At 64.4% G+C, this 22288-nt stretch carries 16 protein-coding genes; 8 read left to right on the top strand and 8 right to left on the bottom strand.

The window, feature by feature from the left end; translation table 11 throughout:
- Positions 1–25: 25 nt before the first annotated feature.
- Complete coding sequence (gene selD / locus FLM52_08565) at positions 26–2410, top strand: selenide, water dikinase SelD (GenBank protein ID NVN55837.1); 2385 nt, start codon at positions 26–28, stop codon at positions 2408–2410.
- Positions 2411–2601: 191 nt separating this feature from the next.
- On the opposite strand, the gene FLM52_08560 is transcribed toward selD, so the two are convergent.
- A complete protein-coding gene (locus FLM52_08560; GenBank protein ID NVN55836.1) occupies positions 2602–3342 on the bottom strand; it encodes a DUF3581 family protein in 741 nt (246 codons plus the stop codon).
- 290 nt (positions 3343–3632) lie between these two features.
- Here FLM52_08560 and FLM52_08555 point away from each other — a divergent pair, with 290 nt between their 5' ends.
- From FLM52_08555 to puuE, 3 genes are all read left to right on the top strand, one after another.
- Positions 3633–5519, top strand: a complete 1887-nt coding sequence (locus FLM52_08555; GenBank protein ID NVN55835.1) for a VRR-NUC domain-containing protein — start codon at positions 3633–3635, stop codon at positions 5517–5519.
- 1319 nt (positions 5520–6838) lie between these two features.
- The gene (locus tag FLM52_08550) at positions 6839–8401 is read left to right on the top strand and encodes a hypothetical protein (GenBank protein NVN55834.1); all 1563 of its coding nucleotides are present in this window, start codon (positions 6839–6841) and stop codon (positions 8399–8401) included.
- 158 nt (positions 8402–8559) lie between these two features.
- Positions 8560–9492, top strand: coding sequence for an allantoinase PuuE (gene puuE / locus FLM52_08545; GenBank protein ID NVN55833.1), 933 nt, complete (start codon positions 8560–8562; stop codon positions 9490–9492).
- 131 nt (positions 9493–9623) lie between these two features.
- On the opposite strand, the gene FLM52_08540 is transcribed toward puuE, so the two are convergent.
- The 6 genes from FLM52_08540 to FLM52_08515 form a co-directional block, all read right to left on the bottom strand.
- Positions 9624–10928 carry an amidase gene (locus tag FLM52_08540; protein NVN55832.1) on the bottom strand — a complete coding sequence of 435 codons (1305 nt, stop codon included), beginning with the start codon at positions 10926–10928 and terminating at the stop codon, positions 9624–9626.
- A 36-nt stretch (positions 10929–10964) separates the two neighbouring features.
- On the bottom strand, positions 10965–11801 hold the full coding sequence (locus FLM52_08535) for an amino acid ABC transporter ATP-binding protein (GenBank protein NVN55831.1): 837 nt from the start codon (positions 11799–11801) through the stop codon (positions 10965–10967).
- On the bottom strand, positions 11785–12438 hold the full coding sequence (locus FLM52_08530) for an amino acid ABC transporter permease (GenBank protein NVN55830.1): 654 nt from the start codon (positions 12436–12438) through the stop codon (positions 11785–11787). The genes FLM52_08535 and FLM52_08530 overlap by 17 nt, the downstream gene beginning before the upstream one ends.
- Complete coding sequence (locus FLM52_08525) at positions 12435–13160, bottom strand: amino acid ABC transporter permease (protein NVN55829.1); 726 nt, start codon at positions 13158–13160, stop codon at positions 12435–12437. Before FLM52_08525 ends, FLM52_08530 begins: the two co-directional genes overlap by 4 nt.
- 46 nt (positions 13161–13206) lie before the next feature.
- Positions 13207–14061, bottom strand: coding sequence for a transporter substrate-binding domain-containing protein (locus FLM52_08520; GenBank protein NVN55828.1), 855 nt, complete (start codon positions 14059–14061; stop codon positions 13207–13209).
- Between the two features lie 608 nt (positions 14062–14669).
- Positions 14670–15665, bottom strand: coding sequence for a MurR/RpiR family transcriptional regulator (locus FLM52_08515; protein NVN55827.1), 996 nt, complete (start codon positions 15663–15665; stop codon positions 14670–14672).
- Positions 15666–16026: 361 nt separating this feature from the next.
- Here FLM52_08515 and FLM52_08510 point away from each other — a divergent pair, with 361 nt between their 5' ends.
- Positions 16027–16470, top strand: a complete 444-nt coding sequence (locus FLM52_08510; GenBank protein ID NVN55826.1) for a hypothetical protein — start codon at positions 16027–16029, stop codon at positions 16468–16470.
- Positions 16467–17072, top strand: a complete 606-nt coding sequence (locus FLM52_08505; protein NVN55825.1) for a hypothetical protein — start codon at positions 16467–16469, stop codon at positions 17070–17072. The genes FLM52_08510 and FLM52_08505 overlap by 4 nt, the downstream gene beginning before the upstream one ends.
- A gap of 210 nt (positions 17073–17282) precedes the next feature.
- On the opposite strand, the gene FLM52_08500 is transcribed toward FLM52_08505, so the two are convergent.
- Complete coding sequence (locus FLM52_08500) at positions 17283–17966, bottom strand: TetR family transcriptional regulator (GenBank protein NVN55824.1); 684 nt, start codon at positions 17964–17966, stop codon at positions 17283–17285.
- 380 nt (positions 17967–18346) lie between these two features.
- On the opposite strand from FLM52_08500, the gene FLM52_08495 reads away from it, so the two are divergent.
- Both FLM52_08495 and xdhB read left to right on the top strand, forming a co-directional pair.
- The gene (locus FLM52_08495; GenBank protein ID NVN55823.1) at positions 18347–19876 is read left to right on the top strand and encodes a xanthine dehydrogenase small subunit; all 1530 of its coding nucleotides are present in this window, start codon (positions 18347–18349) and stop codon (positions 19874–19876) included.
- Positions 19854–22268 carry a xanthine dehydrogenase molybdopterin binding subunit gene (gene xdhB / locus FLM52_08490; GenBank protein NVN55822.1) on the top strand — a complete coding sequence of 805 codons (2415 nt, stop codon included), beginning with the start codon at positions 19854–19856 and terminating at the stop codon, positions 22266–22268. The genes FLM52_08495 and xdhB overlap by 23 nt, the downstream gene beginning before the upstream one ends.
- Positions 22269–22288 lie beyond the last annotated feature (20 nt).

Below are 22288 nucleotides of genomic sequence, written 5' to 3'. Positions count from 1 at the left end.
GAGATTCACGATGCCGTCCGCCTCCATGCCAGTCAAAGCACCCATCGTGCGCGATATCGTCCTGATCGGCGGTGGGCATAGCCACGTCGGCGTGCTGATGCGCTTTGCCATGCAGCCAGAGCCCGGTGTCCGCCTGACCGTCATCTGTCGCGACACCGACACGCCCTACTCCGGCATGTTGCCGGGCTACGTCGCCGGTCATTATACGTTCGACGATGTGCATATCGACCTGCGCCGGCTGTGTCAGTTCGCCGGCGCCCGCTTCTATCGTGACCAGGTGATCGACATCGACCGCCGCGAGCGCCGCGTGATCTGCGCCGAGCGCCCGGCGGTGGACTACGACCTGCTGTCGATCAATATCGGCTCCACGCCTCGCCTGTCCCACATCGATGGTATCGGTGATCCTGAAGCCGCAGACGCCCCCGTGGTGGCGGTAAAGCCGATCAGCACCTTCCAGCAGCGCTGGCTGAGTCTGCTCGAGCGCTCCAGGAGTGCCAAGCGTCCGCTCGATATTGTGCTGGTCGGCGGCGGTGCCGGCGGGGTCGAGCTGCTGCTGGCCATCCAGCAGCGCCTCGCCACCGAGTTGCCTGATGCGCTCAAGCCAAACCTGACGCTGATCACCCGCGGTCAGCGTCTGTTGCCCACCCATGCGCACACGGTCAGCGAGGCGCTTGCCACTACCCTGCACGAGCGCGGTATCCAGGTGCATTTCGGTGAGGAGATCACCGCTGTCGAATCCTCCACGACGTCCTCACAGCGGCTGCTGATCAGTGCCAGCGGTGCCTGCCATCAGGCCGATGAGGCCATCTGGGTGACACGGGCCGGTGGCGCGCGCTGGCTGGAGAAGACTGGACTGAGCCTGGACGAGGATGGCTTCCTCAAGGTTCGCGACAGCCTGCAGACGCTGGAGGATGATGCCATCTTCGCCGCGGGCGATATCGCGCATCAGCTGAATCATCCCCGCGAAAAGGCCGGCGTGTTTGCCGTGCGTCAGGCGCGACCACTGGCCGACAACCTGCGACGGGCCGTGCGCGGCGAGCCACTCAAGCCCCATGTCCCACAGTCACGTTGGCTAGCGTTGATCAGCACTGGGGATCGCGACGCCATCGCCTCACGCGGCAGCCTGGGGCTGGTCGCCCCGGCTCTGCGCCCGTGGCTGTGGCGCTGGAAGGACCATATCGACCGCCAGTTCATGACGCGCTTCACTGAACTGCCCAACATGCAGGACGCCACGGCCACCGGCGGCCTGTCAGGATTGCACCAGCGCGTCAGCGCTGCTTGGCAAGCGCTCAAGGGCGGCGATGGCAGGCTCCACCCGCGCCTGACCGCCGAGCTGGATGAGCAGGAGGCACATCAGGCCCTGTCCGCTCTGGCGATGCGCTGTGGCGGCTGTGGTGCCAAGGTCGGGGCCAGTGTGCTGTCGCGAGCGCTGCAGAGCCTTGCCCCACGCGATAACCCGGACGTGCTGGTCGGGCTGCATGCCCCGGATGATGCCGCCATCGTGCGCGTACCCGAAGGACAGGCGCTGGTGCACAGCGTCGACTTCTTCCGCGCCTTCATCGATGACCCCTATCTGTTCGGGCGCATCGCCGCCAATCACGCGCTGGGCGATCTCTACGCCATGGGTGCGACGCCGCACACGGCGACGGCGGTGGCCACGGTGCCACAAGGGGTCGAGCGCAAGGTCGAACCGCTGGTACGCGAGCTGATGCAGGGCGCGACCGAGGTGCTCAACGAGGCAGGCTGCAGTCTGGTCGGCGGCCACACCGGCGAAGGTCAGGAGCTGGCGCTGGGCTTCGCGCTCAATGGTCTGGTGGAGGAAAGTCTGACCGGCGTCACCTGCAAGGGCGGCATGCAGCCGGGCGAGGTGCTGATCCTCACCAAGGCCATCGGCACCGGCACCCTGTTGGCGGCGCATGCGCGCCTGGAAGCTCGCGGCCGCTGGATCGACGCCGCGCTGGACAGCATGCAGCAATCCAGTCTGCGCGCGGCGGGTATCCTGCGAACGCATCAGGCGAGCGCGTCCACGGATGTCACCGGCTTCGGCCTGCTCGGTCATCTGGTGGAGATGACCCGCGCCAGCGGCGTGGATGCCGAGCTCGAGATCGATGCCCTGCCAGTGCTCGAGGGCGCCGAGGACTGTGTCGCCCGCGGCGTGGTCAGCTCGCTGCAACCGGCCAATCTGCGCCTCAAGCGTGCCCTGAAGGATCAGGCCGGCGTCATCGATCATCCGCGCTATCCGCTGCTGTTCGATCCGCAGACCGCCGGTGGCCTGCTGGCCAGTGTGCCGGCCGAAGAGGCCGAGGCCTGTCTGGCCGCGCTCAAGGCCGCCGGCTATCACGCCAGCGCCATCATCGGGCGCATCACGCCCCAGGGCGATGCACTGGCGCCGATCAGCATCAAGCGCTGAGCGCGGTTAGACGGTCACACGGTGAGCCAGCCAGTTGACGGTGAATGACAACCGGCGACTCCCAGCGACGCTTCACAAGCGGTGTGACATTTAGCGTTGTGACATTCAGATGCCAAGACGCCCGCCAGAGAATTCTCTGGCGGGCGTCTGCATGACTGCCGACTCATGCGCGGGGCGTCTGGCGACAGGCATCAGACTGACCGGCTATCACAGGCTTCGGCTTCGCGTTTGAGCGCCTCGAAGGACTCCACGAACGCATCCATGGTCTCGGCACAGTAATCCCGCAGCCCGCTGACGACCAGCTTCTTGGAGCCACTGCCGATGCACTGCTCACCATCATGGATGCTGAACTCGAGCAGGGTATCGCCACGCTTGCCGTTGACCTCGAGGGAAGAGCCCACGAAATCGAGGTGCAGGTCGGCGATATCCAGACGCTCGAAACAGAAGCCCATGCTGTCGTAGATCACCAGCGGGCGCGCCGGGTTGAACATCACGCCCTTCTCCAGCATCAACGGCTGCAGGAAGTGCGGGAAGTTGCGCCCGGAGAAGGCGATGTACTGGCGGGTGAAATTGGCGACCACTTCCTCATCATGAGTGGTATCGCCGCTGCGCTCGACCGTCAGATAGACCTTGCCGGCTTCATCGCGCACCAGCAGGGACACGCCATTCTCGTCGGGGGCGTCCAGCGCTTCGAAGATCAAGGGCACATCGTTGCCGACCATGCCGCAGAAACGGATGGTCATGCACTGCGACAGACCGAACTTCGCCAGCAGCAGGGAGAACAGCAAATCGCCGGGCACACAGAAGCGTCGCGCGTCCGGGTCATGAATGGGGTTGTAATCCCCCGCCATCTGCTTGGCGAAACGACTTGCCTGCTCGGCGGTGATCCGCACGCGGCCATCTTCGACCCGGTGAAACTGATCAAGAAACATGGACTGCCTTCCTGCCCTGCTTGAATGATGATCGATGGCCCATCCTGAACCATCGCGGAAATGCCTCCGAGGGGAGGAATCGCGGTCGGCGCGCTGTCACGCCTGCCCACCTGTCGTGTCATGAAGCTTTCAAGACATGCAGATGAAACGATTTTATCACTGGATGAGGGTCAGGTGGTGACTCGTGACAGGCTTTGCAAGAGATTGCAGCACGATAGATGGCCATATACTGTATATAACCCCATGCTTTCGGGCAACCGCTGCACTGCCCGCCACTTCGACAGGTCGCCATGCAAGCCGCTCCCCTCGACAATCCACGCTACTACCTGGCCAACTTCGACACCCTGATCGACTGGGTCTGCCAGTGTCACGCCGATCTGCTGACAGAGACGGAGCGTGCCACGGTGGACGCCATCACGCGTCTGCCGGATGCGTCGCGGGCCTTGCTGGTGCGACTGCTGATGCGCAAGGGCGATCATTTCGAGCGCTCACAGCTGCACTATGCCGAGATCGGTGCGATCGAGGCGGCAAGCCAGCCATTGATCACACCGCTCGCCGACAGTGCCACGCCTGACGGTCTGTGCCGCCACAATGCCGATCTGACGCTGGACGAGATGCTGGCGCTGGTGACCTTGCCGCGCCTCCGGGCAGCCTTTCCCGAGCTGCACAGAAGTACACCCAAGCGCCGTATGCATGATGCCCTCAGCGAGCTGCTGGGTGACATCACGCCACGGCCACTGCCAACGTGGTTGAACGACCCCGCCGCCGACACCTTGAGTGTCGGGCTGGGTGAGCTGTCGCGACGCCTGAGCCTGATGTTCTTCGGCAACCTGCGCCAGAACCTGTCGGACTTCGTACTCAGCGAGCTGGGTCTGCTGCGCTGTGAGACGGTCGCCCTGTCGCCGGCCTCGCGCGCCTTCACCCACTGCTGGGAGGTGGATCACTACCTGGCGCTGGAGCAACTGCGTGAGGACTGGCAGCAAGCCAGCGAGCGGCTGGACCGCACGGCGAACGCTGAACTTGAGCGGCACTGGCAGCGCATCGTTGCGGCGCTGGATGCAACGCCGTTTGCAGCGGAAGATGAGATCATCACTGAGCCGTCGGTGCCTCATCAGCTCATTGACGCTCATGCCACCGACGGGCGCGCTATTGATGATCGTGCCAATGCCTGGCTGGTGCAGCGGCGTGACCGCCTGCGCTTCTCGCTGGCCCGCGACGCCGAGCGTCAGGGCTGGCATCAGGCGGCTGCCCGCCAGTACGCCTGTCTCGAGGACTCCGCGTATGCCCCGCGTGCCATGCCGCGCCGGGTGAGAGCGCTGGAGCTGTCTGGCGATATCAGCACAGCCCACGCGCTGGCCAGCGAGCGATTGGCGCGCGCCGAGATCACGCTGGACGAGCAACTGGCACTCGAACGCGCCCTGCCGCGTCTGTGTCGTGGCCTCGGATTGCCCGCGCCCAGACGCGCCAAGGCGCCGACCACGCCGCAGATCACCCTCACGGTGCCCGATCTTGCCACCTCGGCGGCTGACGGCATCCACGGCGTCGAGCGCGCGGCCGCCCATGCCTTGGCCACGCCCGAGGCACCGGTCTTCTATGTCGAGAATGGCCTGATTCCCGCGCTCTTCACCCTGCTGTGCTGGGAGGCGCTGTTCGCTCCCTTGCCGGGGGCCTTCTTCCACGCCTTCCATACCGGCCCGGCGGACCTCTACCGCCCTGATTTCGTCAGCCGTCGCCAGGCCGATTTCGAGGCCTGCTTCGCGCGTCTGAAGGACGAAAGCTACCGGAAGGTGATTCGTGAACGCCACCAGCAGAAACAGGGCATTCAGGCACCCTTCGTGCACTGGGAGCTATTGAGCGAGGAACTGCTGAACCACGCACTGGACTGCATTCCGCCCGCGCATCTGGAAGCCTGTTTCCGCCACCTGCTGGCCAACCCTCGCGAACATCGCGCCGGCCTGCCAGACCTGATCCAGTTCTTCCCCGAGCACAGCACCGACCGTTATCGGCTGATCGAGGTCAAGGCGCCCACCGACCGTCTGCAGGACAACCAGCGTCAATGGCTGGCCCTGTTCGCACGCCATGCGATTCCGGCGCTGGAATGTCGAGTCGAGTGGCAGAGTACAGCCGAGGCCTCAGTGGACGAATGCTCTCGGCACAAGGCACCTCCTACATCATGATCAAGGCGGACGATACCCACGCTGAGCCCGCACGCTACCGGATCGCGGTGCGTGAACTGTGCGCCTTTGCCGCGCGCGAGGGCGATCTGGATCTACGCTTCACGCCATCGCCCACTGCCCAGCAGGGCATCCGTGGTCACCAACGTGTCGTGCGCCGACGCGGCAAGGACTATGAAAGCGAGATCTCGCTCAGCGGTGACATCGGCAACCTGACCATCCGTGGGCGCGCCGATGGCTATGATCCCGGGCGCAACTGCCTCGAGGAGATCAAGACCCATCGCGGCGACCTCTCCCGCCAGCCCACACACCATCGTGCCCTGCACTGGGCCCAGGCACGCGTCTACGGTGCCCTGATGTGTCGCAGCCGAGACCTCGAAGGCATCACGCTGGCGCTGGTCTATCTGGACATCGCGGCGGATGCGCCCAGGGGCGCCAAGGCCAGCAAGGATGAGCAGAACGAGCAGGACGCGGGCGCCCTGGATGATCGAGACGAGCAGACTGACCAGACTGGCCCCAAAAGCCGCAAGGCGCAGCATGATGAGCAGCGTCTGGAAGCCTGGTGGAGCCGTGAGGCGCTGGAGGCGGAGCTGGCACGTCTGGCGGCACGCTTCAGCGAATTCGCCGCCAATGAGCTGGCCCATCGCAGTGCCCGCGACAGCGCGCTGAGCCGCCTGGCCTTTCCGTGGCCGAGCTGGCGCCCCGGGCAACGCCAACTGGCCGAGCATGCCTACAAGGCGGTGATGACCGGCCGCGAGCTTCTGGCCGAGGCACCTACCGGCACCGGCAAGACCCTGGCGACGCTGTATCCGGCACTGCGCGCGATGCCCGCAAGCGGCACGGACAGGCTCTTCTACCTCACCGCCCGCACCCCGGGGCGCGCCCTGGCACTCGACGCACTGGCCACCTTGGCACCAGCCGCTGATGACAGCGAAGGGCAGGAAAAGGCACCGGCGACACCGCTGCGCATTCTGGAACTGGGCGCGCGCAGCAAGGCCTGCGAGCACCCGTCCCTCGCCTGTCATGGCGAGTCCTGCCCGCTGGCGCGCGGGTTCTATGATCGCCTGCCCGCGGCGCGCGACGCCGCCCTCGCCGACCGACGGCCCCTGAATCTGGCGACGACACGCCGCCACGCCCTGGCCCATGACATCTGCCCCTATTTTCTCGCCCAGGAGCTCTCGCGTTGGGCGGATGTCATCATCGGCGACCATAACCACTACTTCGACAGTCATGCGCTGCTGTTCGCCCTGACCCAGGCCAATGACTGGTGCACGGTGGTACTGGTCGATGAGAGCCACAATCTCATCGAGCGCGCCCGCGGCATGTACAGCACCGAGCTCGACGCGCGCCAGTTCCACTTTCTGCTCAAGCAGTTGAGCCGCACGGGCCATCCGGCCCCGCTGCGCTCGGCCTCACGTGCGCTGGCTCGCCAATGGCGCGCGCTGGAGCAGCTCGAGCAGGGTACTGAAGGTGCTACACAGACAAGCAAGGTCGATAGCAGGGACGAAGGCCGCAAGGCCCAGCGACTTGCGCTGGAGGCTCTGCCCGGCGACTTCCTCAAGGCCTTGAGCCAGTGGACCGGCGCAATGGGTGACTGGTTGGCAGAGCCTGACAAGGCCGCATCCCCTGCTGCGGACAGGCAACAGCCAGCGAGAGTCACAGCCACACAAGCCCACGAACAGCTGGGTCTGATCGCAAGCGATGCTTCCTCTGCTGCTCCGGGCACTACTGTTTCAGGCACTGCAACGACAATCTCCGGCTCCACCACGGCCAGGCGCCGTGTGGAACCCGATGTCGAGATGATGGAGGCCTACTTTGCGGCACTGACACTGGCGCGACTCGCCGAAGGCTTCGGCGATCACTCGCTGTTCGAGGTCGAACTCGCCGCCACGCCCCCTGCGCGGCAAGCATCACTCGCCAGCGATTCAAGCTCGAGTTGCGGCGCAGCATCGGATGCAGAAGCAGAAGCAGGAGGAGAAGCAGGAACAGCAACCCGACCACGCAAGGCCCGCGGGCGCAGCGTGCAACAGATCCAGCCGCGACTGCGCTGCGTCAGCCCGGCGCCGTGGCTGGTACCCCGTCTGCGCGCCAGTCACGCCACCTTGCTGTTCTCGGCCACGCTCAATCCACCGGCCTATCACCATCGCCTGCTGGGTCTGGCGGACGATGCCGTCTGGCTGAGTGTCGATTCCCCCTTCACCGCGACCCAGGTGCAGGTCAGTCGTCATCGGATCTCGACACGCCTGCGGGATCGCGACGCCTCCTGTCGGCCGATCGCCGAATTGATGGCGCGCCAATACCGGCAGCGCCCGGGCAACTATCTGGCGTTCTTCTCGAGCTTCGTCTATCTGGAGCAGGTCGCCAGCACCCTGCAACAGCTGGCGCCGGAGATTCCTCAATGGCGCCAGACCCGCGCCATGACGGAGGCTGAGCGCACCGGCTTCATTCAGCGCTTCACGCCCGACGGCCAAGGCATCGGCTTCGCAGTACTGGGTGGCGCGTTCGGCGAAGGGATCGATCTGCCCGGCTCGCGCTTGATCGGGGCCTTCATCGCCACCCTGGGACTGGCCGGTTTCAGCCCCGAGAATGAAGCACTCAAGCAGCGTCTGGCCACGTGGCTCGACAACGACGCACAGCGGCGTAGCCAGCCGCAACAGGCCGAAGGCGACCCACGCGATGATACGCGCGCACCTCGCCCGGTCATCCAGCCATTGAATGCCGATGACTGCACCTATCTGTACCCGGGGCTCACCAGAGTGGTGCAGGCTGCCGGCCGAGTGATTCGCAGCGAGCAGGATCAGGGCGTGATCCACTTGATCGATGACCGCTTCATGCGCCCGGAAGTCGCACGGTTGCTGCCTCGCTGGTGGACACCGACGAATTGATGCGGGATGCAAGCGTGACGCCGCCACGATGCGCCGTGATGGCACAAAGCCTGCACATCAATGGAGAGTACTTGGGTCTTCATATCGCTCTTGTCTTCGCTCTTCATTTCGTTAGCCACCCGCAAGGAAGCCGCACGATGCCAGACAACGACAACGCCCTGTGGGGCGACGACTATCCGCGTGATCTGATCGGTTATGGTGCCAATCCCCCCCATGCCAACTGGCCGGGTGGCGCGAAGATCGCGGTCCAGTTCGTGCTCAACTATGAGGAAGGCGGCGAGAACTGCGTGCTGCACGGCGATAGCGAGAGCGAGAAGTTTCTCTCCGAGATCATCGGTGCCGAGGCCTACCCCGCGCGGCACATGAGCATGGAGTCGATCTACGAATATGGCTCGCGCAGTGGCGTGTGGCGGATTCTGGATGAATTCAAGCGCCGGGAATTGTCGCTGACGGTCTTCGGGGTCGGCATGGCGCTGGCTCGCCATCCGGATCTGGTGGCGCGTTTCCTCGAGGACGGCCACGAGATCGCCAGTCATGGCTGGCGCTGGATTCATTACCAGCATATGGATGAGGCCCATGAGCGCGCCCACCTGGAACGCGCGGTGGAAAGCTATCGCGAGCTGGTCGGCCATGCGCCGCAGGGCTGGTATACCGGACGTGACAGCCCCAATACCCGCCGTCTGGTGGTGGAACACGGCGGCTTCACCTACGACAGCGACTACTATGGCGATGACCTGCCGCTGTGGATGGAGGTGACCACCGCCAATGGCGAGCAGGTGCCGCATCTCGTCGTGCCCTACACCCTGGACACCAATGACATGCGCTTCGCCACCGCCCAGGGCTTCAATAGCGGCGAGGACTTCTTCCAGTACCTGCGCGATGCCTTCGATGTGCTCTATGCCGAGGGCGACACCGCACCCAAGATGCTCTCCGTCGGGCTGCACTGCCGGATCGCCGGCCGCCCGGGACGCTTCGCGGCGCTGAAACGCTTCCTCGACTACGTTCAGTCGCATGACAAGGTATGGATCACGCGACGCATCGATATCGCAGAGCACTGGCAACGCGAGCATCCCTATCCCCCCGCCAGCTGACATACCATCCCTTCAAACGCCAGCACCAGAAACGCCGCAACCCTTTCGGGATGCGGCGTTTCTGTTCAACTTCAGACAATGTCTGCAATCGCACCTACAAGGCAGCGCTGGTCAGTTTTCCAACATGCTGGTCAGTCTTCCAACATGCGGGCCAAGGCCAGCAGGCTCTCATCGCGTCCCGGCAGGCCCAGCAATGACACGCCCCAGGGCGGGGGCGCGGCTTCCTGTGGCAGGCGTGCCGTCGTGTCGGCAAGCCACGGCAGACTCAGCTGCGGCGCACCGTTCAAGCCCGCCAGCGCGGTGAGTCCCATCAGGCGATGACGATAGGCCTCCATCACCTCTAGACTAGCGCCAAGTAAAGGTGAGGCGCCCGGCGTGGTGGGCAGCACGAAGACCGCCTCGCTGGTGGCTTCGGCCTGAGCATGAGACGCGCGACTGCCGGACTCCCCTGGCGGCTCGCTGCCTTCCTGGTGACTGGCTGCCAGCTGCTGGCGATACCAGCGGCGAACGGCACCTGCCTTGGCTTCTGCTGCCTGCTCATCGCTATCGCTTAGCGTCATGCACCATTTGAGACGCGCCGCGATATCCGGGTTGAGGCGCGGCCAGCGCGATTCGGGCCCCTGCTCCGGCGTACTCAGCCATGCCTGGTGCGTACGCCGAATCTCGCAGCCCTGCAGAATCCGGAAGGCTTCACTGGCGTGTGCCATGAAGGCTTGGCTCAGCATGCGCCGCTCGCACTGAAAGCCCAGTGACTCAAGGCGCCGGGACATCGGCCCGAGCAGGCGCTGATAAGGCCCCGCGGCCAGCCCTTCCGGCACCAGCAGGATGATGCGCGCAGGCAGTCGGGTGGCTGTCGCCGCCGGCATCAGCACTTCACTGACCTGCGTCAGCGTCGCCAGATCCCGCGTCATCCAGCCGACGGTGTCGAAGCGCGGCGCCAGCGGCTTGAGCCCGGTCATGCTGATACGGCCATGGGTCGGGCGCAGCCCATAAAGCCCGCAGTAACTGGACGGCACGCGGATGGAGCCGCCGGTATCGGTGCCCAGACCGATCTCCGCCTCGCCGCGCGCCACCGCCACCGCAGAGCCCACGCTAGAGCCGCCCGGTAATCTCAGCGGCGCGCGTGGGTTCTGCGGCGTACCGAAATGGCTGTTGGTGCCGTTGAGGCTGTAGGCCAGCTCATCGGTGGTGGTGCGGGCTCGATAGTCGGCCCCCGCCTGCTGAAGCGCGAGGACAGCAGGCGCCGTCTGCCGCTCGATGGGAGCACTGTCCAGCAGGTCAGGGTTGCCTTGGCCGATGCGCTCGCCCTTGATCGCGAACAGATCCTTCACCACCAGTCTCTGACCATCAAGCGGCCCCTGTTTCCGCGGCCCCGAAAAACGTGCCGGCGCTACATAGATACGCTTGTCCACTCGGAGCGACTCCTTTCGACTCATGATGTGGTCCACCGCTGCACGCTCAAGACGCTGCGCTCATAGCACCGCGCCGAGGAACTGGCGCAGCTCTTCCGTGGCCGGATTGGCGAACAGCGTCGCGGGATCGCCCGACTCATGCACGCGCCCCTGGTGCATGAAGATCACGCGATCCCCCACATCGCGGGCGAAATTCATCTCGTGGGTGACCAGAATCAGCGTCATGCCCTCACGTTTGAGCTGTTCCAGAACCTTGAGCACATCGCCGACCAGTTCCGGGTCCAGCGCCGAGGTGATCTCATCGCAGAGCAGCACCTTGGGGTGCATCGCCAGGGCGCGCGCGATCGCCACCCGCTGCTGCTGTCCACCGGAGAGCTGACTCGGCCAGGCATCGAATTTCTCCCCCAGCCCGACCTTGGCCAGCATCTCGCGAGCCTCGCGCTCCGCGACATCGCGAGCGATACCCTTGACCAGCATCGGCGCCAGCATCACGTTCTCGCCGACGCGCTTGTGAGGAAACAGATTGAAGCTCTGGAACACCATGCCGACATCCTGCGCCAGGGCGGCGGCGTCCATCTCGCTACCATCCAGCAGCTTGCCGGCGACATGAATGGCGCCGCCGTCATGCTGTTCGAGCTGATTGATACAGCGCAGCAAGGTGCTCTTGCCGGAACCGCTGCGCCCGATGATCGACACCACTTCCCCCGGACGCACCTCGAGATCGATGCCCTTGAGGACCGCCACGTCGCCGAAGGACTTGGTCAGCGCCGACAGGCTGACCAGCGGTGACTTTGCCTTCTCGGAAACGGGAGCGCTCCCGGTGACAGTAGTCTTTTCGGAGACAGCGGCGTCGGATGAGGCGCTATCCAGCGCAGAAACTTCAGCGAGCAGTGACATTGAGACGTGCCTCCAGATGGCGAGCCAGCCGCGACAGCGGATAGCACATGGCGAAATACAGCAACGCGACCAGCGCGAAGACAGTGAAGGGTTCCAGGGTAGCGTTGTTGAGCATGGTGCCGGCCTTGGTCAGCTCGACGAAGCCGATCACCGAGGCAAGCGCGGTGCCCTTGATGATCTGCACCGAGAAGCCGACGGTCGGTGCGATGGCCATGCGCAGTGCCTGCGGCAGGATGATGTGGCGCATGGTCTTCAGGTAGCCGAGCCCCAGCACCCGCGCCCCTTCCCACTGCCCTTTGGGCACTGCCTCGACACAGCCGCGCCAGATGTCGTGCAGGAAGGCACTGCTGAACAGCGTCAGCGCCACGGCCGCCGCCGTCCAGGCCGAGACATCCAGCCCGAAGACCGCCACGCCGAAGAAGGCCAGGAACAGCTGCATCAACAGCGGCGTGCCCTGGAACAGCTCGGTATAGAGGCGACAGAAGAGCGCCGCCCCCGGCCAGCGGGTCAGGCGCAGAAAGGTCAGCGCAAGCCCGACCAGACTGCCGCCGATGAAGGCGATCAGGGACAGCGCCAGTGTCCAGCGCGCCGCCAGCAACAGGTTGCGCAGAATGTCCCACAGCGTGAAGTCGATCATGAGTGGGCCTCTTTCAGGACAGGGGAAGACAGACGGCTACGCGGGGCCGGCGTCAGGTGGCGAAAGCCGAACAGGCCACGCCCGATACGGTTGAGCAAGGCACGCATCGCGATGGCCAAGAGCAGGTACATGCCTGCCGTCACCACGTAGCTCTCGAAGCTCAGGAAGGTACGTGACTGGATGAAGTTGGCCGCGAAGGTCAGGTCCGCCACGCTGATCTGTGAGACCACGGCGGAGCCCAGCATCACGATCACGCACTGGCTGGTCAGCGCCGGATACATGCGTTCCAGCGCCGGCATCAGCACCACATGGCGATAGCTCTGCCAACGGGTAAGCCCCAGTGCCCGCCCGGCTTCCCACTGGCCGCGACCGGTGGCATCGACCCCGGCACGCAGGATTTCACTGCTGTAGGCCGCCAGGTTGAGTGTCATCGCGATCACCGCGGCCATCTCGGCGCTGAGTGACAGTCCCAGCGCCGGCAGACCGAAGAAGATGAAGAACAGCTGGACGATGAAGGGCGTGTTGCGCAGCAGCTCCACCAGCATGCCCAGCAACCGGCTGAAGAGGCTGGTCGGCGCACGATGGCGCTGCCAGACACACATGACCGCGCCGAGTATCCCCAGCGTGGTGGTCAGCGCCGTCAGCCAGACCGTCGTCATCAGCCCGGCCAACAGGTCAGGCAGATACGGCAACAGGCGCGGGAAATCCGGGAGATAGTTCATCGATCAAGCCTCACGGGCAAAGGGATCAGGCGTATGTCGTCTCGAGTCAGGCATCCAGTGACGGCAGCGGCGCCTTGAACCAGGTCTCGGAAAGCGTATTGAGCGTGCCATCCTCGATCCCTTGGGCGATCAGCTCATTCACCCGCGCCTTGAGTGCCGGCGTGTCATGACGCATGCCCACATAGCAGGGAGAATTCTTGAGCGGCAGCACGCTGACCGGCACGCGGGCAGGATTGCGTTCGGCGATGGCGGCGGTGACGAGATTGCCGGTGGCGATCATCTCGACCTGCCCTGACAGGAAGGCCGACAAGGTCGTGTTGTTGTCTTCGAAGCGCTTCACGGTGGTCGATTCCGGTGCCACCTTGCTGAGCTCCATGTCTTCCACCGAGCCACGTGTCACGCCGATGATCTTCTCGCTCAGTCCCTGCGCGGAGTCCACCTCACTGCCCTTCTCGCCGAACACGCCGAGGAAGAACGGCGCATAGGCATCGGAGAAATCGATCGCCTTTTCGCGCTCGGGATTCTTGCCCAGGCTCGAGATCACCAGATCGACCTTGCGGGTCTGCAGGTAAGGGATGCGATTGGCCGAGGTGACCGGTACCAGCTCAAGCTTCACCTCCATCTCGTCTGCCAGATAGCGCGCCATTTCGATATCGTAGCCACGCGGTTTGAGGTCCGGGCCGACCGAGCCGAAGGGCGGGAAGTCCTGGGGCACCGCCACTTTCAGCACCCCGCTATCTTTGATGTCACTCAGTGCATCCGCGTGTGCGCTCAGGGCGGTGGACGCCAACGTGCCCCACAGGGCCAGCAATATTCCCTTGCGGACCCAGTTGCCAAGACGCTGCTTGTTGCCTGTCCGTGTGGCGCGCTGCTGGGCCTTGCTCTCGTGACGCTTGCTCATCGGTCGACTCCGGTATCCGTCAATGCCAGGCGCTGATGCGAGAACGGCTCTTGGTGCACCTGGTGCCTTGCGGCAGTAGATTGTTGTTGGTTGTTGTTGAGTGTCCCGCCGTGCTGCTTGCCGAGTGTCTCGTCGAGTCATATCCAGTGACTCCCTGCCCCATTGGTCTTCAGAACCTGACCAATGAAACAAGTGATTCCCTTATCAATCTTTGCAACAGGTGTGCCAAAGACCTCCGCTTCGCGCTCAACAAGATGGTCAAGTTGCAGGAAGTGCTGAGGCGCCTGCGGCTCACACGCCCGAGCAGGGGCTTGAGAACGCGCTTGAGCACAGGCATGCAAGCCAAGCAGCGAATGGAAAGGAAAAGGAGCGACACACGCCTGCGGGAGGCGAAATCGAGGATGACGTCCTCACCGGGCGGCGAGATCAGGGCGCCGACACCAGCGATATGGCAGCAGATGGTGCAGTCAGGCAGGCATATGCGCCCTACGGGTGCGCAGAGCGCGGCGAGTCGAATCGGGCCGCCACACAGATCACAAGCAAGGCTTCCGGCCCACCGGGAGATAGAGAGAGAGGAAGGAAAGGCAGGAGCACTTCACGCTGGACGATCAGCCGTCGCCCAGTTCCTCCAGCGCATCGAAGGTATCGGTCACGCGGCGTATCTGACTGCGCCCGCCGACGAGGTCGTCATGCAGCAGGCGCGTGGCCAGCAGGTTGATCTGGCTCATGGCTGCGGCGTAGCTGTCGAAGGCGCTGACGCTGTCTAACGGGCAGCGCAGAACATGCTCGATACCGGCGGGGATGGTGCTCAAGCTGTCATCGCAGACCAGCAACACTGTACACGGTGCCTGCCCCAGCCACTCAAGCAATCGTGCCAGCCCCTGCGGTCGCCGGCGCATGGCGAATACCACCACGGCATCATCGGCACCCAGGCGTGCGACCTCCTCGCCGAGTGATTGGCCGGGTTGCGGCAACACCGCCACCTGCGCGCGTAGCTGCAGCAACTGTTGGCGCAGGTGCAGCGCCAGTGGATAGGCATTGCGAAAGCCGATGATCTGCAGCCGCTCGGCCTTGGCCAGAGCACTGCTCAAGGCCTCCATGTCCAGCATGTCCAGCGCCGCCAGCGCCTGACGCAGGTTGCGACACTCCTGCTCATAGTGACGCTGGTGATGGTCTGCCGTCGGCGCTGCCGCCACCGGCACACCCGATTGACGCAGACTGCGCGCCTGATCCCGCGCTTCACGGAAGTCCTGATAGCCAAGACGGCGGAACAGGCGGCTGACCGTCGCCTTGGAGACGTCGGTCAGCCGTGACAGTTCCGCGGCGTTGTATAGCGCCAGTTCATCCTGATGCGCGAGAAGAAAGCGCGCGATGCGCTGCTCATTCGGGGTGAGCTCCTCAAGCGAACGGGTCAGACGCTGATGCAGACTCAGGCTCCTGGTGCCCTGCCTTGCGGCATGGCGAGCGAGACTGGTCGCAAGATTGACAGTGTCGTCGGCATCGGCAACGGGGGCAGGCGCTTCCCCATCCGGGTGCACTGCCTGGGATTCACCGGACACGTCATCCTCGGGGGGCGCGCTGTGATCTATGGGCGCTCGTGGCATGAAGACACACTCCTGAAAAGATTCTGCGTGAGCGCAGAGCAACGATTGCATCAAGACAGTGCAAAGCCTGGGCCAGGTGCTGACTGACAGTGCATAGACGAAAGGCGTAACCCTCGCGATGAGCGCTTTTTCCTCATCCTGAGCGCCTCTGACGCCCTCAAGCGCTGCACGATGCCAACCATCCGCACCGCGCGACAGACACAAGCGCCTGTTTTTACTGTTCATCACATCAAATCGGCACGCGAGCCGCTTGATCAAGACTAGCCAGCCGACAGGTCATATGCCGCGCAGTAACGCCAACGACCCTTGCCGGACTGCAATATTCCCGATACAGCGCTCGCGATGCGCAAGGAGCATTCTCATGGCCACCTCAACGATGACTGCCCTCCTCGATACCTGCCGAGCCATGACAGCCAAGGTCACGACACAGACATTCACCCTCTTGCCCCGCTCTGGCAGCGCTAGCCAGGATGTCGCCAATGCCCAGTCCGCTCAATTGCTGGGCGTGATGGCAATGGGCTACGAGGCACCGCCGCTGAGCCTGAAGGCAACGGCGGCCCCCACGCCGCATTCGCCGGCCCATGACACGCGCAGCCAGGCTGACATTGCCGCCTCGGCCATGGCGGCCCAGGCCTCAGCCGAGACATACACTCCGACTTCGACCTCGACAGCATCGCCCATCGCGCAGCAGAAAGCCGTCTTCAACCCGGACATCAATCGCAAGGCTCACGCCGACTGGGAGGCGATGCACCGCCACCACACCCTGCTGCGACAGACCATGACGCGTCGGGGAATGCTGGCATGAGCGTCTATACCATCGGCATGGAATGCGGCATGCACATACCGCTGGAGAACAGCATCGCCCTCGCCTCGGCGCCTCGCATCAAGCTTGAACTGACCGCCGGCCAGCACGCTGGCGAGTACCTGAGCATGATGTCAGGCGCCATCCAGCCGCTGACGGATAGCGACGATGCGTTGCTGAAAAGCCTGGAGGCGCAGCTGCCGCGCCGCAGCCTGATCTGGACGGCGCGCGGGATCACCGAAGTCGGGCGTGGCTGGCGTTGGCAGTCATCGCCCGGCCATCCCCAGGCGCCCTGGCTGGACGCCGTGCATCACAGCTGGCCGAGTCATGCGCCGCGCTGGCTGCGCAAGGCGCCGGTAGTGGTGGTCACCGCCGATGCGCTGCCGCTGGCCAACCGCACCCGCCACCAACGTGACCTGGCGCGTCTGTGGGCCAGTGCCGATGCCGCGCTGATCTACCTGGCCGACGATGCCCGCGATGGCTGGCAGATGCATCAACACTGTGACATCTCTCAATTGGAAAAAGCCGAGTTGTCGGGGGCCAAGCAAGAGGAAGAAGCCGTGCTGGATCGCGATCCTAGCATGCCCTTGGAGATGGCAAGCTGACCACCTGAAGGTCTTTTCCTTCGCTTTTCCAGAATGACGCAAGAGCGAGCGACGCAAGAACGACTCGAGATTCAAGAACCAAAAAGCCCGCCCTGGAATCCGGGGCGGGCTTTTTACTGTGCGGCGAGGCTGTGAGAACAGGCACCAAACAGCAGGCAACTGACAGAGCGCTGAACCCGCCGGCTCAAGCGCTTACGCCACTCATGCCGCTCATGACTGTCGCGGGCACAGACCATCACATAGCGTGCTGGCCACGAAATCCGCCAGCTGCTCCCAGTCTTCATCGCTCTGCGGCGCTCCCCCCAGCTGATCGATCTGGGCGGCGAAATCCGCGTAATGCTGAGTGGTGGACCAGATGAGGTAAATCACCCACATCGGCTCCGCCTCACGCAGCTTGCCCGCGGCCATCCAGGCCTTCATGACATCGCAGCGCGCCTGTACCCAGTCACGCAGGTCGCCACTGAGATAATCGCGCAGGAAAGGCGCCCCGCTGATCACCTCCGCCGCGAACAGACGCGAGGCCTGCGGTGCCTGGCGTGCCAGCTTGAGCTTGACGCGCACCAGCGCCTCCAACACCTCACGCGGCTCGTCATCAGGCGAGATATCCTCGAGCGAGGCATTCCAGCGCGTCAGGGTCTGCTCCAGCAGGTGAACGTAGAGCTTCTCCTTGGAGCCGAAATAATAGAGCAGATTGGCCTTGGGCAACTCGGCCACTTCCGCAATCTGCTTCAAGGTGCTGCCGCGATAACCGTGACAGGCGAATACGCATTCGGCGGCCTCGAGAATGCGGCTCTCGGCTTGCTCACGCGGAGAGCTGGCAGGCGGGACGCTCAATTCCGCGCTACGGGTACGACGGACTTCAGCGTAAAGGGAAGAAGGAGAATCCGCGGGCATCGGCATCACTCATCAGGTCAGAAAAAAGCATTCGAGTCTCTTGGCGACAGCTCCCTGTCGGTCTCGCCTGTCAGCGGCGATGTGCGCAAGCAGGAGGCTCTTGTCAAGCGACTATCACGTGGCGTTGGAAAAGCAGTGAAAACAGCCCGTTGAGACACCGGCGAACAAAATACCACAACATGCACTGACCATTTGGTCAGATTCTTGCAAGAATCACAATACGACCTGTTACATTGATAGAGACAACAGCCAGCAGACCAACGCTCGCCGCCTGGCAAGAACAGGCTCGCTGGCAGCGTAGAACAGAGGACTTGAGCGCTGGGACGACGCTGTACGCAACAAGGCACCACAATGACAATACGACCTGACAGGATGCCCGCATGATCGACTTCACCTTGAACGGGCGCGCGTGCCGACTGCCCTCACCTGCACCGGGAACGAGCGTACTCGAAGTGCTGCGCACCTCACTTGGGCAAGACGGCACCAAGGAAGGCTGTGCCTCCGGCGACTGCGGCGCCTGCACCATTGCCTTGCAGGGGCCGGGCCACAATATGAGCACCGCCAACGCCTGCCTGATGCCCGCCCACCAGCTGGCCGGCTGCGACTTGATCACCGTCGAGGGGTTGGCGAGTGCCAGCCAGACGCCAACCCTCTCGGCAGTGCAGCAGGCATTGGTCAGCACCCATGCCAGCCAGTGCGGTTTCTGCACCCCGGGCATCGCCATGAGCCTTGCGGTGCTGCATGTCCGTCATCAGCGCCAGATCGATCAGGGCGAAGTGATCGATGCCAGACAGCGCGACACCATGATCGACCATGCACTGGGCGGCAACCTGTGTCGTTGCACTGGCTATCGCCCGATTCGCGAGGCCGCTCATCGCCTGCTGCAAGGCGAATTCGGGCCAGCCAGCCTGCAGGACGCTGGCGATAGCACAGCGGAAGCGCACGATACCGCCCCAGATGACGAGCCAGACACCGGGCGTTTCTATCGGCCGGTCACCTTGCAGGCCCTGCTGGCGCTGCGCACCGAGCACCCGGATGCCGCGCTGATCGCCGGTGGCACGGACCTGATGCTGGAGCACACCCAGCGCCTGCGCGACTTCCCGGCCTTGATCGACACCACCCAGGTCGCGGCGCTTGGCAAGATAGAGGAAGGCGAGCACGCCGGCCAGGCAGGCTGGTGGATCGGGGCCGCGGTCAGCTATCACCAGCTGATGCCGCTGCTGCGGGAACATTACCCGGATGGCGCGGAGCTGCTCACGCGACTGGGCAGTGAACAGATCCGCCATCGTGGCACCCTGGGCGGCAATATCGGCAATGCCTCGCCCATCGGGGACATGCCGCCGCTGCTGATCGCGCTGGACGCCTACATCCAGCTGATGAGCCAGGACAATGAGCGCATTCTGAAGCTCGAGGACTACTTCCTCGACTACAAGCGTACCCAGCTGATGCCGGACGAGATCATCCACTCCGTCTTCCTGCCACGCCCGCTACCCAACCAGCGACTGGCGGTGCACAAGCTGTCCAAGCGGCGTGATGATGACATCTCCACCCTGCTCGGTGTCTTCGCCTGGCGGCGGGATGCCAGCGGGCGCGCGCAACACTGGCGGGTGGCCTTCGGCGGCATGGCCGGGGTTCCGGCCCGCGCCCCGCACCTGGAAGTCTTGCTGACGCTGCAAGCGCTGGAGTCTCTCACGCCCGCCAGGCTGACGGCGCAGACTCGCCAGCAGATCGAACAGGCCGTGCAGGCCGATTTCTCACCACTCAGTGACGTACGCGGCTCACGCGAGTATCGCCTGCTGGCCGCCAGCCATCTGATTCCCCGCGTGGCCCAGCGCATCCTGAATGAGCGCCAGCCCACGACTTCCCTCACGCCACTGGAGAGCCTCGATGCGTACCTTGCACAGTCTTGAGTCCGACGCCAGCGCTGCGCCGGCTGCCCCCGTTCTCCAGTCACGTCAGCATGAAAGCGCCCAGCGCCATGTCAGCGGTTCGGCGCGTTATGTGGATGACCTGCCACTGCCCGCGGGCACGCTGCATCTGGCCATCGGCATGAGCGAGGTCGCGCACGCCACTCTGGATGCGCTGGATCTCGAAGCGGTGCGCCGTGCCCCCGGCGTGGTCTGCGTGCTCAGCGCCGCCGACATCCCCGGTCACAGCGATGTGGGGCCGGTCTTCCCCGGCGACCCGCTGCTGGTCAGTGACATCATCAGCCATCATGGTCAGGCGCTGTTCGTGGTCGCCGCCGACAGCGAGCGCGCGGCACGTCAAGCCGCGCGACTAGCCAAGGTCGCAACGTCCCCCCTTCCGGTATGCCTGGACCCGCGCGAGGCGGCCAGCCGCGGTGATCTGGTGCGCCCGACCCACACCCAGGCACGGCTTGCCAATGGTCGCGCCGGCGATCTCGACAGCATCAGCACCAGGCTCGCCAGATCCGCCTGGCAATTGAGCGGTGAGCTGGAAAGCGGCGGCCAGGAACACTTCTATCTGGAAAGTCAGGCCGCACTGGCCTTGCCCGGCGAAGATGACGAGATGCTGGTGCATAGCTCCTCCCAGCACCCCAGCGAAGTCCAGAAGCTGATTGCCGAAGTGCTCGGCGTGCCCTTCCACGCCATCACGGTGGAAACCCGGCGCATGGGGGGCGGCTTCGGCGGCAAGGAAACCCAGGCCGCACCGGTGGCCTGTCTGGCGGCGATGGTCGCCCGGCGCACAGGCCGTGCGGCACGCCTGCGACTGGCACGCGCAGATGACATGCGCCTGACCGGCAAGCGCCACCCTTTCCACCATCGCTATGAATTCGGCGTCGATGACAGCGGGCGCATCGAGACCGCCATCATCGAGCTGACCGGTGACTGCGGCCACTCGCCGGACCTGTCGGATGCCATCGTCGACCGCGCCATGTTCCATGCCGACAACGCCTACTATCTAGGCAATGCCCACGTGCGCGGCATTCGCGCACGTACCAATGTGGCGTCCAATACCGCCTTCCGCGGTTTTGGCGGCCCTCAGGGCATGTTGGCGGTCGAAGCCGCAATGGAGGATATCGCCCGGCGTCTGGGGCGTGACCCGCTGGAGATCCGCAAGCGCAATCTCTACTGCGAGGGCCGTGAGACCACGCATTATGGCCAACACGTCAATCAGCACCCGCTGCTGGCCACCCTGATCGATCAGCTCGAGGAGAGTGGCCGCTATTGGGCGCGCCGCGCCGAGATACGCGCCTTCAATGCCGCCAATCCGGTGGTCAGGAAGGGGCTGGCACTGACGCCGGTCAAGTTCGGTATCTCCTTCACTGCCAAGCACCTCAATCAGGCAGGTGCCCTGGTGCATGTCTATACCGATGGCAGCGTGCAGGTGAACCACGGTGGTACCGAGATGGGTCAGGGCCTGCACACCAAGATCACCCAGGTCGCGGCGCGTGAACTGGGGCTGGCCGTGGACAAGGTACGCATCACCGCCACCCGCACCGACAAGGTGCCCAACACCTCGCCAACGGCGGCAAGCTCCGGGGCGGACCTCAACGGCATGGCGACACGCGATGCCTGTCTGCGTCTCAAGACGCGCCTGCTCGACTTCGCCGCCGAGCATCTCGCCCAGCCACGCGTGAGTCTGAGCCTCACGGACGGCAAACTGCATGGCCCAAGCGGTGTGCTGATGACCTGGGGCGAGCTGATCCAGGCGGCGTATCTGGAACGCATCTCACTGTCCGAGAAAGGCTTCTATGCCACCCCGGATATCCATTACGATCGCGCCAGCGGCACCGGTCACCCCTTCTACTACTACGCCTTCGGCGCGGCGCTATGCGAAGTGGTCGTCGATACGCTGAGTGGTGAATACCGTCTGGAAAGCGCCGAGATCCTGCATGATGTCGGTGATTCGCTCAATCCGGCCATCGACATCGGCCAGATCGAGGGCGGCTTCGTGCAGGGCATGGGCTGGCTGACGACGGAGGAGCTCAAGTGGAACGAGGATGGCCGGCTGCTCACCGATGGCCCGGCGACCTACAAGATTCCGGCGATCAGTGACGTGCCGGCCGGCGCGCTCAAGGTGCGCCTGCTGGAGGGCCACCCCAACTCGGCCGCCAGCATCTACCGCTCCAAGGCGGTCGGCGAGCCGCCCTTCATGCTCGCCATCAGCGTGTGGGCGGCGTTGCGCGATGCGCTGGCCTCGCTGACCGACTACCGCCGCGCAGTACGCCTGGATACCCCGGCCACGCCGGAGCGTGTGATGCTGGCGGCGCGCGAGCAGCGTGACTGGCAGGCGCAGCACGACACTGCTGGCGCAGAGCCAACGCAGGAGCCGTCATGAATGTCGACAAGAGTGCCGTC

The organism is bacterium Scap17 (assembly GCA_013376735.1).
Lineage (GTDB): Bacteria > Pseudomonadota > Gammaproteobacteria > Pseudomonadales > Halomonadaceae > Cobetia.
This window is presented reverse-complemented; position numbering and strand designations above follow the sequence as displayed.